The sequence below is a fragment of the Microbulbifer maximicatervae (SeqCode) genome (assembly GCF_052467065.1).
Genome location: NZ_CP174299.1, coordinates 2365646 through 2378298 on the forward strand (window position 1 = coordinate 2365646; position 12653 = coordinate 2378298).

At 53.8% G+C, this 12653-nt stretch carries 25 protein-coding genes; all 25 read left to right on the forward strand.

Annotated features, from left to right (window positions below; translation table 11 throughout):
- Positions 1-15: 15 nt before the first annotated feature.
- Complete coding sequence (rplD, locus tag ACJJI1_RS10430) at positions 16-630, forward strand: 50S ribosomal protein L4 (RefSeq protein ID WP_020411385.1); 615 nt, start codon at positions 16-18, stop codon at positions 628-630.
- Positions 627-923: a 50S ribosomal protein L23 gene (rplW, locus tag ACJJI1_RS10435; RefSeq protein ID WP_282934398.1), complete on the forward strand. Its 297-nt coding sequence runs from the start codon at positions 627-629 to the stop codon at positions 921-923. The genes rplD and rplW overlap by 4 nt, the downstream gene beginning before the upstream one ends.
- Before the next feature lie 14 nt (positions 924-937).
- A complete protein-coding gene (rplB, locus tag ACJJI1_RS10440) occupies positions 938-1762 on the forward strand; it encodes a 50S ribosomal protein L2 (RefSeq protein ID WP_108731657.1) in 825 nt (274 codons plus the stop codon).
- 37 nt (positions 1763-1799) lie between these two features.
- A complete protein-coding gene (gene rpsS, locus ACJJI1_RS10445; RefSeq protein ID WP_069946924.1) occupies positions 1800-2078 on the forward strand; it encodes a 30S ribosomal protein S19 in 279 nt (92 codons plus the stop codon).
- A 15-nt stretch (positions 2079-2093) separates the two neighbouring features.
- Positions 2094-2426: a 50S ribosomal protein L22 gene (gene rplV / locus ACJJI1_RS10450; protein ID WP_282934397.1), complete on the forward strand. Its 333-nt coding sequence runs from the start codon at positions 2094-2096 to the stop codon at positions 2424-2426.
- Between the two features lie 19 nt (positions 2427-2445).
- Complete coding sequence (gene rpsC / locus ACJJI1_RS10455; RefSeq protein ID WP_282934396.1) at positions 2446-3126, forward strand: 30S ribosomal protein S3; 681 nt, start codon at positions 2446-2448, stop codon at positions 3124-3126.
- 11 nt (positions 3127-3137) lie between these two features.
- The gene (gene rplP / locus ACJJI1_RS10460) at positions 3138-3551 is read left to right on the forward strand and encodes a 50S ribosomal protein L16 (protein WP_282934395.1); all 414 of its coding nucleotides are present in this window, start codon (positions 3138-3140) and stop codon (positions 3549-3551) included.
- Positions 3551-3742, forward strand: a complete 192-nt coding sequence (rpmC, locus tag ACJJI1_RS10465) for a 50S ribosomal protein L29 (protein WP_020411392.1) — start codon at positions 3551-3553, stop codon at positions 3740-3742. Before rplP ends, rpmC begins: the two co-directional genes overlap by 1 nt.
- Positions 3743-3744: 2 nt before the next feature.
- A complete protein-coding gene (rpsQ, locus tag ACJJI1_RS10470; RefSeq protein WP_108731660.1) occupies positions 3745-4008 on the forward strand; it encodes a 30S ribosomal protein S17 in 264 nt (87 codons plus the stop codon).
- A 46-nt stretch (positions 4009-4054) separates the two neighbouring features.
- Entirely contained in the window at positions 4055-4423 is a 369-nt protein-coding gene (gene rplN / locus ACJJI1_RS10475; RefSeq protein ID WP_067151032.1) for a 50S ribosomal protein L14, read from the forward strand.
- Positions 4424-4443: 20 nt separating this feature from the next.
- Complete coding sequence (rplX, locus tag ACJJI1_RS10480; protein WP_108731661.1) at positions 4444-4755, forward strand: 50S ribosomal protein L24; 312 nt, start codon at positions 4444-4446, stop codon at positions 4753-4755.
- Positions 4756-4786: 31 nt separating this feature from the next.
- The gene (gene rplE / locus ACJJI1_RS10485) at positions 4787-5326 is read left to right on the forward strand and encodes a 50S ribosomal protein L5 (protein ID WP_020411396.1); all 540 of its coding nucleotides are present in this window, start codon (positions 4787-4789) and stop codon (positions 5324-5326) included.
- A gap of 9 nt (positions 5327-5335) precedes the next feature.
- Entirely contained in the window at positions 5336-5641 is a 306-nt protein-coding gene (rpsN, locus tag ACJJI1_RS10490) for a 30S ribosomal protein S14 (protein WP_020411397.1), read from the forward strand.
- 40 nt (positions 5642-5681) lie between these two features.
- The gene (rpsH, locus tag ACJJI1_RS10495; RefSeq protein WP_282934394.1) at positions 5682-6074 is read left to right on the forward strand and encodes a 30S ribosomal protein S8; all 393 of its coding nucleotides are present in this window, start codon (positions 5682-5684) and stop codon (positions 6072-6074) included.
- 12 nt (positions 6075-6086) lie between these two features.
- Positions 6087-6620, forward strand: coding sequence for a 50S ribosomal protein L6 (gene rplF, locus ACJJI1_RS10500; RefSeq protein ID WP_282934393.1), 534 nt, complete (start codon positions 6087-6089; stop codon positions 6618-6620).
- A 13-nt stretch (positions 6621-6633) separates the two neighbouring features.
- Complete coding sequence (gene rplR, locus ACJJI1_RS10505) at positions 6634-6984, forward strand: 50S ribosomal protein L18 (RefSeq protein ID WP_282934392.1); 351 nt, start codon at positions 6634-6636, stop codon at positions 6982-6984.
- A 10-nt stretch (positions 6985-6994) separates the two neighbouring features.
- On the forward strand, positions 6995-7501 hold the full coding sequence (gene rpsE / locus ACJJI1_RS10510; RefSeq protein WP_282934391.1) for a 30S ribosomal protein S5: 507 nt from the start codon (positions 6995-6997) through the stop codon (positions 7499-7501).
- Positions 7502-7539: 38 nt separating this feature from the next.
- The gene (gene rpmD, locus ACJJI1_RS10515) at positions 7540-7725 is read left to right on the forward strand and encodes a 50S ribosomal protein L30 (protein ID WP_020411402.1); all 186 of its coding nucleotides are present in this window, start codon (positions 7540-7542) and stop codon (positions 7723-7725) included.
- Position 7726: 1 nt separating this feature from the next.
- Positions 7727-8161, forward strand: a complete 435-nt coding sequence (gene rplO / locus ACJJI1_RS10520; RefSeq protein WP_282934390.1) for a 50S ribosomal protein L15 — start codon at positions 7727-7729, stop codon at positions 8159-8161.
- An 11-nt stretch (positions 8162-8172) separates the two neighbouring features.
- Positions 8173-9519, forward strand: a complete 1347-nt coding sequence (gene secY / locus ACJJI1_RS10525) for a preprotein translocase subunit SecY (RefSeq protein WP_282934389.1) — start codon at positions 8173-8175, stop codon at positions 9517-9519.
- Between the two features lie 41 nt (positions 9520-9560).
- The gene (gene rpmJ, locus ACJJI1_RS10530; RefSeq protein WP_010133825.1) at positions 9561-9677 is read left to right on the forward strand and encodes a 50S ribosomal protein L36; all 117 of its coding nucleotides are present in this window, start codon (positions 9561-9563) and stop codon (positions 9675-9677) included.
- 344 nt (positions 9678-10021) lie between these two features.
- On the forward strand, positions 10022-10378 hold the full coding sequence (gene rpsM, locus ACJJI1_RS10535; protein ID WP_282934388.1) for a 30S ribosomal protein S13: 357 nt from the start codon (positions 10022-10024) through the stop codon (positions 10376-10378).
- Positions 10379-10467: 89 nt separating this feature from the next.
- Positions 10468-10857, forward strand: coding sequence for a 30S ribosomal protein S11 (rpsK, locus tag ACJJI1_RS10540; RefSeq protein ID WP_020411406.1), 390 nt, complete (start codon positions 10468-10470; stop codon positions 10855-10857).
- Between the two features lie 15 nt (positions 10858-10872).
- The gene (rpsD, locus tag ACJJI1_RS10545; protein ID WP_108731669.1) at positions 10873-11493 is read left to right on the forward strand and encodes a 30S ribosomal protein S4; all 621 of its coding nucleotides are present in this window, start codon (positions 10873-10875) and stop codon (positions 11491-11493) included.
- Between the two features lie 44 nt (positions 11494-11537).
- Entirely contained in the window at positions 11538-12542 is a 1005-nt protein-coding gene (locus ACJJI1_RS10550) for a DNA-directed RNA polymerase subunit alpha (protein WP_282934387.1), read from the forward strand.
- Positions 12543-12653 lie beyond the last annotated feature (111 nt).

Genomic DNA, 12653 nt, shown 5'->3' on the forward strand with positions numbered 1-12653 from the left:
TGAGGGGAAATAGATATGGAACTGAATATCGCTACTCCCGAAGGCGCTAAAGGCACAGTAGCTGTCTCTGAAGTGACTTTCGGACGTGAGTTCAACCAAGATCTGGTACACCAGGCAGTTGTGGCCTACATGGCCGGCGCTCGCCAGGGTACCAAGGCGCAGAAAAATCGTTCCGATGTTTCTGGTGGTGGTAAGAAGCCATGGCGCCAAAAAGGTACTGGCCGCGCACGTGCCGGTACTATCCGCAGCCCGCTGTGGCGTTCCGGTGGCGTAACCTTCGCCGCTGATCCGCGCGATCACAGCGTTAAGCTGAACAAAAAAATGTACCGCGCTGCACTGCGTTGCATTCTGTCTGAGCTGGCTCGTCAGGAGCGCCTGGTAGTGGTTGAGTCCTTTGATGTGGACGCGCCCAAGACCAAGCAGCTGGTAAGCAAACTGGCTCAGTTTGACCTGTCCGATGCGCTGATCGTGACTGAAGAGGTTAGCGAAAACCTCTACCTGGCCGCACGCAACTTGCACAAGATCGACGTCCGCGATGTACAGGCGATCGATCCAGTAAGCCTGATTCGCTTTGATAAGGTCGTGGTTACCGTTTCTGCGCTCAAGAAAATTGAAGAGGTGCTGGGATGAACCAAGAGCGACTCTACAAAGTACTGCTGGGCCCGGTAATTTCCGAAAAAGCTGCTGGACTGGCCGATAGCGCCAACCAGGTAGTTTTCAAGGTTACCACCGACGCCGAGAAAGCTGAGATCAAGGCTGCGGTTGAGAAGCTGTTTAACGTTTCCGTTGAGCAGGTTCGCACCGTGAACGTAAAGGGCAAAACCAAGCGCACTCGCAATGGCATGGGCCAGCGCAGCGATTGGAAAAAAGCCTACGTTCGCCTGGCTGAGGGCAGCGACATCAATTTTGAAGCTGCTGAGTAAAGGGGACCGTTACAATGGCAATTGTAAAAACAAAACCGACCTCCGCCGGCCGTCGTCACCTGGTTAAGGTTGTTAACACCGACCTGCACAAGGGTGCTCCTTACGCTCCTCTGTTGGAGAGCAAGAGCAAAAGTGGTGGCCGTAACAACAATGGTCGTATCACTACCCGTCACATTGGTGGTGGCCACAAGCAGCACTACCGTGTAATCGACTTCAAGCGCAACAAAGACGGTATTCCGGCTAAAGTTGAGCGTCTGGAGTACGATCCCAACCGCAGCGCACACATCGCTCTGGTGTGTTACGCCGACGGTGAGCGTCGTTACATTATCGCACCGAAAGGCCTGAAAGCAGGTGCCACCATTCAGTCCGGCGATGCCGCACCGATTGTTGTGGGTAACACTCTGCCTCTGCGCAATGTTCCGGTAGGTTCTGTAATCCACGCGATCGAGCTGAAGCCAGGCAAAGGCGCTCAGCTGGCCCGTTCTGCTGGTGCCTCTGTGCAGCTGGTAGCTCGTGAAGGTCAGTATGCGACCATTCGTCTGCGTTCCGGCGAAATGCGCAAGGTTCTCGCTGAGTGCCGCGCAACCTTGGGTGAAGTGAGCAACTCCGAGCACAGCCTGCGCAAGCTGGGTAAAGCTGGTGCTGCACGCTGGCGTGGTGTTCGTCCTACCGTTCGCGGTGTGGCGATGAACCCGGTAGATCACCCGCACGGTGGTGGTGAAGGCCGTACCTCTGGTGGTCGTCATCCGGTTACTCCGTGGGGCGTTCCGACCAAGGGTAAGAAAACGCGCAAGAACAAGCGCACCGATAAGATGATAGTACGTCGTCGCGGCAAGTAAGCCGCGCGATGTCTGAGCAGCTAGAGAGGAATCGACAGTGCCACGCTCATTAAAGAAAGGTCCCTTTATTGATCTGCATTTGATCAAGAAGGTGGAGGCAGCGATTGCAGCAAACGATCGTCGGCCGATTAAAACCTGGTCCCGCCGTTCCATGATTATGCCGGAAATGGTTGGACTGACGATTGCCGTGCACAACGGTCGTCAACACGTGCCCGTTTTGGTTAACGAAGAAATGGTTGGCCATAAACTGGGCGAGTTCGCTGCTACCCGCACTTACCGCGGTCATGCTGCGGACAAGAAAGCGAAGAAGCGCTAAGCCGAGGTTATAAAGATGGAAGTAGCAGCAAAATTACGCGGCGCACGTCTATCGGCGCAAAAGGCGCGACTGGTAGCTGATCAGGTTCGCGGCAAAGGCGTTGAAGAGGCCCTGGATATACTGGCTTTCAGTACTAAAAAGGGTGCGGCGATCATTAAGAAAGTACTGGAGTCGGCCATTGCCAACGCTGAGCACAACGAAGGTGCTGACGTTGACGAGCTGAAGGTTTCCACAATTTTTGTGGACGAAGGTATGACCATGAAGCGCATTAAGCCGCGTGCTAAAGGTCGTGCTGATCGCATTCTTAAGCGTACTTGTCACATCACTGTGAAAGTGGCCGAGAAATAAGAGAGCAGGCGAGAAAACCATGGGACAAAAAGTACATCCTACCGGCATTCGTCTGGGTATCGTTAAAAAGCATACCTCTGTTTGGTATGCCGGCAGCGACGAGTACGCAGACAAGCTGTACACGGATCTGAAAGTTCGCGAATACATTCGCAAAAAACTGGCCCACGCTTCTGTGAGCCGTATCGAGATCGAACGTCCGGCAAACACTGCACGTGTGAAGATTCACACTGCACGTCCGGGCATCGTGATCGGTAAAAAAGGTGAAGACGTAGAACGTCTGCGCAAAGAAGTAAGCGCGCAGATGGGCGTACCTGTGCACATCGACATCGAAGAAGTGCGCAAGCCTGATATGGACGCGGCTCTGGTTGGCCAGAACGTTGCCCAGCAGCTGGAACGCCGTGTTATGTTCCGTCGCGCTATGAAGCGTGCCGTACAGAACGCTATGCGTCAGGGTGCCGAAGGTATCAAGATTCAAGTAAGTGGCCGTCTTGGCGGTGCAGAAATCGCGCGTACCGAATGGTATCGCGAAGGCCGTGTGCCCCTGCACACCCTGCGCGCCAACATTGACTACGCCAATGTTGAAGCGAAGACTACTTACGGCATCATCGGTATCAAGGTGTGGATCTTTAAAGGCGAGGTAATCGGTGACGAAGTGCCCGATGAGAAGCCGGTAAAGAGCCGCAAAAAAGCTGCTAAATAAGGGGTACGCAAATGCTGCAACCAAAGCGTACAAAATTCCGCAAGGTACAGAAGGGTCGCAACCGCGGTCTTGCTCAGCGCGGCTCTAAAGTGAGCTTTGGCGAGTTTGGCCTTAAGGCTACCGGTCGTGGTCGCATTACTGCGCGCCAGATCGAAGCGGCTCGTCGCGCAATGACTCGTCACATTAAACGTGGCGGTAAAATCTGGATTCGTGTGTTTCCAGACAAGCCAATTACCAATAAGCCCCTCGAAGTTCGAATGGGTAAAGGTAAAGGTGGCGTTGAATACTGGGTAGCTCAGATCCAGCCGGGCAAGGTCCTCTATGAGATGGAGGGTGTGTCCGAGGAGCTGGCTCGTGAGGCTTTCGCACTAGCTGCGGCCAAGCTGCCTGTAAAAACAACTTTCGTTAAGCGTTCGGTGATGTAATGAAGACTGCAGATCTACGCGAAAAGTCAGTTGAAGAGCTGAACCAGGAACTGCTGAACCAGCTCGAAGCTCAATTTAAGCTTCGTATGCAAAAATCCACCGGTCAACTGGCTCAGACTCATCTGCTGAAGCAGACTCGTCGCGACATTGCTCGCATAAAGACTGTGTTGACCGAGAAGGCAGGTAATTAATCATGGCTGAAGCAAAACTGAAGCGTACTCTGACCGGCAAGGTTGTGAGTGACAAGATGGATAAAACCATCACCGTTTTGATCGAGCGCCGTGTTAAGCACCCGATCTACGGCAAAATTGTAAACAAGTCCACAAAGCTCAAGGCACATGATGAGAACAATGATTGCAGCATCGGTGATGTTGTAACCATCGAGGAATCTCGTCCTCTGTCCAAGAGCAAATCTTGGGCTTTACAGAAAATTGTAGAGCGTGCGGCGAAGGTATAACCCCTAGCGCATTGACTGCCGAATTGAAAGGTTTCGGAGAGAGACAATGATTCAAGCGGAATCCTACTTAGAAGTAGCTGACAACAGTGGGGCTCGCCGCGTCATGTGCATCAAGGTGCTGGGCGGCTCCCATCGTCGTTATGCCGGCGTGGGCGACATTATCAAGGTAACCGTTAAGGAAGCCATCCCCCGCGGTAAAGTGAAGAAAGGTCAGGTAATGAACGCCGTTGTGGTTCGCACCAAAAAAGGTGTGCGTCGCGCGGACGGTTCCCTGATTAAATTTGACGATAACGCAGCGGTGCTGCTGAACCAGCAACTGGCGCCGGTTGGCACCCGTATTTTTGGTCCGGTAACTCGCGAATTGCGCGGTGAGAAGTTCATGAAGATCATCTCCCTCGCTCCCGAAGTTATCTAGGCCTCGAGCGGAGAAGAGTTATGCGCAAGATCAAGCGTGACGACGAAGTGATCGTTATCGCCGGTCGTGACAAGGGCAAACGTGGTTCAGTACGTAAAGTACTGAACGACGGTCGTCTGATTGTCTCCGGCATACAGATGATCAAAAAGCACCAAAAGCCAAACCCACAGATGGGTATTGCAGGTGGCATCGTTGAGAAAGAAGCTGCTATCCAAGCTTCCAACGTAGCCATCTTCAACCCTAACACCCAGAAGGCTGACCGGGTGGGCTTTAAAGTACTGGAAGACGGCACTAAGATTCGCGTCTTCAAATCCAGCGGCGAAGCCATCTAAGGCTCTTGACGCAAAAGCAGGTTGGTAGATCATGGCAAAGCTTAAAGAGCTCTACACTAAGGACCTCGTGGCCAAGCTAAAAGAAGAGCTTGGTCTCGAGAATGTGATGGCAGTGCCGCGCATCACCAAGATCACCATCAACATGGGTGTTGGTGAAGCGATTGGTGATAAGAAGGTGCTGGAGCACGCTGTCAACGATATGACAGCAATTACTGGTCAAAAGCCCATCGTTACTAAAGCGCGCAAGTCTATTGCGGGCTTTAAGATTCGTGACGGTTGGCCGATCGGCTGCAAGGTAACTCTGCGCGGTGAGCGCATGTATGAGTTCCTGGAGCGTTTGGTTGACATCGCGATTCCGCGTATCCGCGACTTCCGTGGCATTAGCCCGAAGCAGTTCGACGGCCGCGGTAACTTCTCTATGGGCGTGACTGAGCAAATCATCTTCCCGGAAATTGACTACGACAAAGTAGACAAGCTCCGCGGTCTGGATATTTGTATTACCACTACAGCTGCAAACGACGATCAAGGTCGTGCGCTGCTGAAAGCGTTCAACTTCCCTTTCAAGGGTTAAGAGGATTCCATGGCGAAGAAATCCATGATTGCGCGCGAAAATAAGCGCGCTCGAACCGCAGCTAAGTACGCCGAGAAGCGTCAAGAGCTGAAGGCGATCATCGCCAGTTCCACTGCTTCCGAAGAGGAGCAGTGGGAGGCTCAACTCAAGCTGCAGAAAATGCCGCGCGATGCAAGCCCGGTACGTCAGCAACGCCGCTGTCGTATTACTGGTCGCCCCCACGCTGTATACCGCAAGTTCGGCCTGTGCCGTAACAAGCTTCGTGAAGCTGCGATGCGTGGTGATGTTCCTGGCCTCGTGAAGTCCAGCTGGTAATTACCAGCTGGTTTAAGGCAGATTTGAGGAGTCTCATAAGATGAGTATGCAAGATCCGTTGGCAGATATGCTGACTCGCATCCGCAACGCCCTGGCGCGCGGAAAGGCGGAAGTCACCCTGCCATCATCCAAACTGAAAGTAGCAGTGGCCAAAGTCCTGAAAGACGAAGGTTACGTTACTGATTTAAACGTAAGCGAAGGCGCTAAGCCGGAACTGACCATTGCTCTGAAATACTTCCAGGGCAAGCCGGTTATTGCCGAGCTCAATCGCGTTTCCCGTCCGGGCCTGCGCGCTTACACTGGTAAAAAAGCTCTGCCTACCGTACGTGGTGGCCTGGGTGTCGCGATCGTTTCCACCTCTAATGGTGTGATGACTGACCGCGCTGCACGTCAGGCTGGTATCGGTGGCGAAGTGCTTTGCACCGTATTCTAAGCGGGGGTTGCAATGTCTCGAGTAGCAAATAGTCCGGTAGTTATCCCCGCAGGTGTAACCGTAGACCTGAAAGGTCAAAATATCGCTGTTAAAGGCGGTAGCGGTAACCTGGATATGGTTATTCACGGTGATGTAGAAGTGAGCGAGGCCGAAAGCCAGCTGACTTTTGCCGCGCGCAATAACTCCAAGCAGGCCAGAGCCTTGGCGGGTACCACCCGTGCTTTGGTCAATAACATGGTGATAGGCGTAAGCAAGGGCTTCGAGAAGAAGCTGCAGTTGCTGGGTGTTGGTTATCGTGCGAAAGCAGCCGGTAAAGCGGTTAACCTGACCCTGGGCTTCTCCCATCCGATCGATTATCAGTTGCCGGAAGGCGTGACTGCGGAAACTCCATCCCAGACTGAAATCGTACTGAAGAGCAGCAATAAACAGCTGCTGGGCCAAGTGGCCGCTGAGATCCGCTCGTTCCGTCCGCCGGAGCCCTACAAAGGTAAGGGTGTCCGTTATGCCGACGAGCGCGTGTATCGCAAAGAGGCCAAGAAGAAGTAAGTAGGGCATAGATATGAACGTTAAGAAAGCATCTCGCTTGCGTCGTGCACGTCGTGCCCGCGCCAAGATCCGTGAGCTGGGCGCCGTTCGCCTCACCGTGAACCGCACCCCGCGCCACATTTACGCACAGATCCTGTCTGCCGAAGGCAGCGCGGTATTGGCTTCCGCCTCTACCCTGGACAAGGACCTGCGCTCTGGTAAAACTGGCAACGCTGACGCTGCTGCCGCAGTTGGCAAACTGATCGCTGAGCGCGCGAAAGCCGCTGGCGTTGAACAAGTTGCCTTCGATCGTAGCGGCTTCAGATACCATGGCCGTGTTAAGGCTCTGGCTGACGCTGCCCGCGAAGCCGGTCTGAAATTCTAAGGGTTGAGTTATGGCTAGAGAGAAAGACAAAAGCAACGACGAAGGCCTGCAGGAGAAGCTGGTCCAGGTCAACCGCGTTGCCAAGACTGTTAAAGGTGGTCGTATCTTCGCCTTTACCGCACTGACCGTAGTTGGTGATGGCAATGGCCGTGTTGGCTTTGGTCGTGGCAAGGCACGTGAAGTGCCTGTAGCGATTCAAAAGGCGATGGAATCTGCGCGCCGCAACATGATCCAGGTAGACCTGAATGGTGACACCATCCAGTACGCTACCAATGGTCGCCACGGCGGTTCCAAGATTTACATGCAGCCCGCTTCCCAGGGTACCGGTGTAATTGCCGGCGGTGCTATGCGCTCCGTTCTGGAAATGGCTGGTGTACACAACGTATTGGCTAAGTGTTACGGCTCCACCAACCCGGTGAACGTAGTACGTGCAACTTTCAAAGCTCTGGAGCAAATGCAGAGCCCGGAAGATGTAGCTGCCAAGCGCGGTAAATCTGTCGAAGAGATTCTGGGCTAATTACAGCTCGGATTTAAGGTTATTGGTGGGTTAAGACCATGGCTAAGAAGACCATAAAAGTGACCCAGACCAAAAGCATCAACGGACGCCTGAAAAGTCATCAGGCGTGCGTTGCGGGTCTGGGCCTGCGCCGCATCGGCCACACAGTGGAGGTGGAGGATACTCCCTCCGTACGCGGTATGATCAACAAAGTAAACTACCTGGTTAAGGTTGAGGGGGAATAACATGCGTTTGAACGACTTGTCTCCAGCACCAGGCCACAAGCACAGCGCCAAGCGCGTTGGTCGCGGTATTGGTAGCGGAATTGGTAAGACCGGTGGCCGCGGCCACAAAGGTCAGAAAGCGCGTTCCGGCGGCAGTGTTCGTCCGGGCTTCGAAGGCGGTCAGATGCCTTTGCAGAAGCGTCTTCCTAAGTACGGTTTCACCGCTCGTGTTTCTCGCTTTACCGCAGAAGTACGTCTGGCTGAGCTGGCGAAGGTAGAAAATGACGTAATCGATTTGGCAGCGCTTAAGAATGCCGATATTATCGGCAGCCATATTAAACGCGCCAAAGTGTTCCTCTCAGGTGAGCTGACCAAAGCTGTTACCGTTAAGGGTCTGGGAGTTACCAAAGGTGCAAAGGCAGCGATTGAAGCTGCTGGCGGTAAAATAGAAGACTAATCGAGGCGCCAATGGCACGACCAGGATCCGGTGGAAATCCCCTGGGCAACAGCAAGGGATTGGGCGAGCTTTGGGCTCGCCTTCGTTTTCTGTTTCTAGCGATTCTTGTTTATCGACTGGGGACACATATTCCGGTGCCCGGCATTGATCCGGAAAAGCTGTCAAACCTGTTTAACCAGAACCAGGGAACCATCCTTGGCCTGTTTAACATGTTTTCAGGCGGCGCCCTGGAAAGGATGAGTATTCTGGCGCTGGGCATCATGCCCTACATCTCCGCGTCCATCATCATGCAGTTGATGAGCGCGGTGACTCCCTCTCTGGAAGCGTTGAAGAAGGAAGGGGAGGCCGGAAGACGTAAGATCAACCAGTACACCCGCTATCTGACGGTAATACTGGCCCTGATTCAGGGGATCGGTATGACTTTCGGCCTGGCAGGGCAGAACCTGGCTTACTCATCTGAGCCCGCGTTTGGTTTTTACTTTGTGGCGGTAACGTCACTGGTGACTGGTGCTGTATTTATGATGTGGCTCGGTGAGCAGATCACTGAGCGCGGTGTTGGCAACGGCATTTCCATGCTGATTTTTGCCGGTATCGTCGCCGGTTTACCCGGTGCCATCGGCCAGGCATTTGAACAGGCGAGACAGGGTGAGCTGCACATACTCATGCTGTTGATGATTGGCGTCATCGCTCTTGCTGTAGTGTTCTTTGTGGTTGTTATGGAACGCGGCCAGCGCCGCATTACGATCAACCACGCCAGGCGCCAAGCGGGACGTTACTCTGCAGCTCCAGCTGCACAGGCGAGCCACTTGCCGCTGAAGGTAAACATGGCCGGTGTAATTCCGGTAATCTTTGCCAGCAGTATCCTGTTGTTCCCGGCCACACTGGCACAGTGGTTTGGTCAGGGCGGGGAAGGTCTCGGTGCAGAGATCCTGCAGTGGATGGCGTTGCAGCTTGGACCAGGGCAACCGCTGAACATTATTCTGTTCGCACTGTTGATTGGTTTCTTCTGTTTCTTCTACACGGCGTTGATGTTCAACCCGAATGAAGTTGCGGATAACCTGAAAAAGTCCGGTGCTTATGTGCCAGGTATTCGCCCTGGAGAGCAGACGGCCCGCTATATCGATAGCGTGCTGACTCGCCTCACTCTGGTGGGTGCTGTATACATCGCACTGGTATCCCTGCTACCGCAGTTCCTGGTGGTTGGGTTTAACGTTCCCTTCTATCTGGGGGGTACCTCACTGCTGATCGTTGTAGTCGTAGTGATGGACTTTATGGCACAGGTACAATCGCATCTGCTGTCGCACCAGTACGAGGGTTTGATGAAAAAATCTAACCTGCAAAGCTACGGTCGTCGCTAGGGCGTCGCCTGCTCGCAGTTTGATTGAATTGAGGTAAGGTCATGAAAGTACGCGCTTCTGTAAAAAAGATCTGCCGTAACTGCAAAATCGTGCGTCGCAAGGGTGTTCTGCGGGTAATCTGCAGCGCTGAGCCACGTCACAAGCAGCGTCAAGGCTAAGAAGGGGCCAGCCCCTTGCGGAGAGCGCCCTCAGGGCGCCTCTGTAAAAGCTGGAAAAATTCGCTACTCGATACAGCCCCGTATCGAATGGCAACACCCCGGGAAGTTTTTTGGGGTGGGAAGTTAGCAACAGCAAACTTCCAACTGGGGGCGTTGACTGTCGTCTTCATCCGCTTCGGGGGACCGATGCGGACGTTGGCTATTGCAAATTAGTGTCTGAAAAGCTATTCTTGCGCGCCTTTTTGGTGGCGCCGCCGGTTTTTTAGTCGCTGTCAGCGCCGAAATCAAAGTAGAGTCACATACTTAATATAAAGCAGTGACTCCAATACGTGGAGTACGCCTCTATGGCACGTATTGCTGGTGTCAATGTACCAGACCACAAGCACGCCGTAATCTCCCTGACCCACATTTATGGGGTTGGTCGCACTACGGCTAAGTCTATTTTGGCAGCGGTTGGTATCGCTGAATCCACCAAAATCCGCGAACTGTCTGAAGAGCAGATCGAAACCATCCGTGGTGAAGTTGCAAAACTGACCGTGGAAGGCGACCTGCGCCGTGAAATATCCATGAACATCAAGCGTTTGATGGACCTGGGTTGTTATCGCGGTCTGCGTCACCGTCGCAGCTTGCCGCTGCGTGGTCAGCGCACCAAGACCAATGCTCGCACCCGTAAGGGTCCGCGCAAGCCGATTCGCAAGTAAGCCTTAACTAAAAGGCGCGAAATCGCGGTTCAAGATGCCCCGTCCGGCTAATCGCCGAGGGGATTTGATACAGGATTTAGGATACTGGTATGGCTAAGCCAAAAACTACTGTTCGCAAAAAGGTCAAAAAGACCGTTGTCGACGGTATTGCCCACATCCACGCATCGTTCAACAACACGATCGTGACGATCACTGATCGCCAGGGTAATACCCTCAGCTGGGCCACCGCAGGTGGATCTGGCTTCCGTGGCTCGCGTAAGAGCACCCCGTTTGCAGCCCAGGTTGCCGCTGAGCGCGCAGGTACTGCAGCTCAGGAATACGGCCTGAAAAACCTCGACGTAGAAGTTAAGGGCCCTGGCCCCGGTCGCGAATCTGCCGTTCGCGCACTGAACAACTGCGGCTACAAGATCACCAACATCACCGACGTGACGCCTATCCCGCATAACGGATGTCGTCCACCTAAAAAGCGTCGCGTGTAAGAGGGGGCTGACAAAATGGCACGTTATATTGGACCAAAATGTAAACTGTCCCGTCGTGAAGGGACTGACCTGCAGCTGAAGAGTGGTGTTCGTCCGCACGACTCCAAGTGTCGCGCAGAATCCAAACCCGGTCAGCACGGCGCTGGTCGCGGTCGTCTGTCCGACTACGGTATTCAGCTGCGTGAAAAGCAAAAAGTTCGTCGTATCTACGGCGTACTGGAAAAGCAGTTCCGTAACTACTATAAGGAAGCAGCACGTCTGAAGGGCGCTACAGGTGAAAACCTGCTGCAACTTCTCGAGCAGCGTCTGGACAACGTGGTTTACCGCATGGGCTTCGGCTCAACTCGCTCTGAAGCGCGTCAGCTGGTTTCCCACAAAGCGATTCTTGTAAACGGCACTACCGTTAACATCCCTTCTTTCCAGGTTAAAGAAGGCGACGTTATCGCTGTACGTGAGAAAGCCAAGAAGCAGCTGCGTATCCAGAATTCCGTTTCCCTCGCTGCCCAGCGTGGCGATGTCGAGTGGGTAGACGTAAACGCGAGCAAACTGGAAGGCACTTTCAAGCGCACTCCGGATCGTGTCGATCTGCCGGCAGAGATCAACGAAAACCTTATCGTGGAACTGTACTCCAAGTAACAATAAGTCCACTTTAAGGAATGCAACTGTAAACAGGTATGGCTATGCAGACTGCTGTCAACGAGTTTTTGACACCGCGTCGTATTGACGTCACCGAGTACAATCCGAATCACGCCAAAGTGATTTTGGAGCCCCTGGAGCGTGGCTTTGGCCACACTCTTGGCAATGCGCTGCGTCGCATCCTGCTGTCCTCCATGCCGGGCTGCGCCGTCACCGAGGTGGAAATCGAAGGTGTCGAGCACGAGTACAGCGCGATCGAAGGTGTGCAGGAAGATGTAATTGAAATCCTGCTCAACCTGAAAGAAATCGCCGTTGTTATGCACGGTAAGGATCAGGCGGTATTGAGCCTGAGCAAAAAGGGCCCAGGTGCGGTGACTGCCGGAGATATCCAGGTAGATCACGACATCGAGATCGTTAATCCTGAGCACGTGATCGCCAATATTACTGGTGATGTCGAGCTCAACCTGCGTCTCACTGTAGCGCGCGGCCGTGGCTACCAGCCCGCCGATGCTCGTCGTGGCGAGGAAGAGGAAAGCCGTGCAATTGGCCGTCTGCAGCTGGATGCTTCATACAGCCCAGTGCGTCGCGTTTCCTACAGCGTGGAAAGCGCGCGTGTAGAACAGCGCACTGACCTGGATAAGCTGGTTCTGGATCTGGAGACCAACGGTACCCTGGACCCGGAAGAGGCTATTCGTCGCGCCGCCACTATTCTGCAGCAACAGCTCGCAGTATTTGTGGACCTGGAAGGCGAGAAGGATGCACAGCCGAAGGCTGAAGAGCCTGAAGTTGATCCGGTACTACTGCGCCCGGTAGACGACCTGGAGTTGACTGTACGTTCGGCGAACTGTCTGAAGGCAGAGAACATTTACTACATCGGTGATCTGATTCAGCGCACTGAAGTAGAACTGCTGAAGACGCCGAATCTTGGTAAGAAGTCTCTGACTGAAATCAAGGACGTACTGGCTTCCCGTGGTTTGTCTCTGGGTATGCGCCTGGAAAACTGGCCGCCGGCCAGCCTGAAAGGCGACAGCAAGTTAAGCCCCCTGTAAGCATTTGGTAGTCGCGACGGTGTCGTGATTAGTAGAAAGAACCCGAGCGGTGCTACAGCTTAGCGCGACACCGCTCCAGAACGACCTGCTGTGACAGCAACTTAGGTCGTA

Coding starts and splice junctions, on each gene's coding strand:
- rpsH (WP_282934394.1), top strand. CDS start 5,682: ATGAGTATGCAAGATCCGTTGGCAGATATGCTGACTCGCATCCGCAAC.
- rpsQ (WP_108731660.1), top strand. CDS start 3,745: ATGGCTGAAGCAAAACTGAAGCGTACTCTGACCGGCAAGGTTGTGAGT.
- rpsN (WP_020411397.1), top strand. CDS start 5,336: ATGGCGAAGAAATCCATGATTGCGCGCGAAAATAAGCGCGCTCGAACC.
- rpsM (WP_282934388.1), top strand. CDS start 10,022: ATGGCACGTATTGCTGGTGTCAATGTACCAGACCACAAGCACGCCGTA.
- rpsC (WP_282934396.1), top strand. CDS start 2,446: ATGGGACAAAAAGTACATCCTACCGGCATTCGTCTGGGTATCGTTAAA.
- rplV (WP_282934397.1), top strand. CDS start 2,094: ATGGAAGTAGCAGCAAAATTACGCGGCGCACGTCTATCGGCGCAAAAG.
- rpmD (WP_020411402.1), top strand. CDS start 7,540: ATGGCTAAGAAGACCATAAAAGTGACCCAGACCAAAAGCATCAACGGA.
- rplP (WP_282934395.1), top strand. CDS start 3,138: ATGCTGCAACCAAAGCGTACAAAATTCCGCAAGGTACAGAAGGGTCGC.
- rplB (WP_108731657.1), top strand. CDS start 938: ATGGCAATTGTAAAAACAAAACCGACCTCCGCCGGCCGTCGTCACCTG.
- rpsK (WP_020411406.1), top strand. CDS start 10,468: ATGGCTAAGCCAAAAACTACTGTTCGCAAAAAGGTCAAAAAGACCGTT.
- rplE (WP_020411396.1), top strand. CDS start 4,787: ATGGCAAAGCTTAAAGAGCTCTACACTAAGGACCTCGTGGCCAAGCTA.
- rpmC (WP_020411392.1), top strand. CDS start 3,551: ATGAAGACTGCAGATCTACGCGAAAAGTCAGTTGAAGAGCTGAACCAG.
- rplN (WP_067151032.1), top strand. CDS start 4,055: ATGATTCAAGCGGAATCCTACTTAGAAGTAGCTGACAACAGTGGGGCT.
- rpsE (WP_282934391.1), top strand. CDS start 6,995: ATGGCTAGAGAGAAAGACAAAAGCAACGACGAAGGCCTGCAGGAGAAG.
- rplX (WP_108731661.1), top strand. CDS start 4,444: ATGCGCAAGATCAAGCGTGACGACGAAGTGATCGTTATCGCCGGTCGT.
- rpsD (WP_108731669.1), top strand. CDS start 10,873: ATGGCACGTTATATTGGACCAAAATGTAAACTGTCCCGTCGTGAAGGG.
- rplW (WP_282934398.1), top strand. CDS start 627: ATGAACCAAGAGCGACTCTACAAAGTACTGCTGGGCCCGGTAATTTCC.
- rplR (WP_282934392.1), top strand. CDS start 6,634: ATGAACGTTAAGAAAGCATCTCGCTTGCGTCGTGCACGTCGTGCCCGC.
- rplF (WP_282934393.1), top strand. CDS start 6,087: ATGTCTCGAGTAGCAAATAGTCCGGTAGTTATCCCCGCAGGTGTAACC.
- ACJJI1_RS10550 (WP_282934387.1), top strand. CDS start 11,538: ATGCAGACTGCTGTCAACGAGTTTTTGACACCGCGTCGTATTGACGTC.
- rpmJ (WP_010133825.1), top strand. CDS start 9,561: ATGAAAGTACGCGCTTCTGTAAAAAAGATCTGCCGTAACTGCAAAATC.
- secY (WP_282934389.1), top strand. CDS start 8,173: ATGGCACGACCAGGATCCGGTGGAAATCCCCTGGGCAACAGCAAGGGA.
- rplD (WP_020411385.1), top strand. CDS start 16: ATGGAACTGAATATCGCTACTCCCGAAGGCGCTAAAGGCACAGTAGCT.
- rplO (WP_282934390.1), top strand. CDS start 7,727: ATGCGTTTGAACGACTTGTCTCCAGCACCAGGCCACAAGCACAGCGCC.